This is a genomic window from Streptomyces sp. BE20, assembly GCF_036322525.1.
Taxonomy (GTDB): domain Bacteria; phylum Actinomycetota; class Actinomycetes; order Streptomycetales; family Streptomycetaceae; genus Kitasatospora.
Genome location: NZ_JAQYWW010001141.1, coordinates 1 through 277, shown reverse-complemented (window position 1 = coordinate 277; position 277 = coordinate 1). Strand labels below are relative to the sequence as shown.

At 67.5% G+C, this 277-nt stretch carries 1 pseudogene; it reads right to left on the bottom strand.

The annotated features are described in order from the left end of the window. Positions 1–148: 148 nt before the first annotated feature. Positions 149–277 (bottom strand): annotated as a pseudogene (locus tag PUR61_RS36540) (IS5/IS1182 family transposase); the annotation flags it as partial.

Genomic DNA, 277 nt, shown 5'->3' with positions numbered 1-277 from the left:
TGAGCGTCGCCGCGGCGGAGAGGTGGCTGACCATCGGCTGCTGCTCGTAGTCGTAGGGCTGCCCGCCGTAACCGCGCTGCTTTCGGCGGTGCCCGGCGCGTCGAGCAACACCTGCCCGGCGTCCACCGAGCGAGGATAAGAAGTGATCTCATTTGGTGATTCTGCGGTTGCAGATGAGGGTGGCGGCGATGGTGGCGAAGGCCGCGAAGTGGGTGCCCTTGCGTTCGTAGCGGCGGTGGAGTCGGCGGAAGCCGCCGAGCCAGGCGACGGTCCTTTC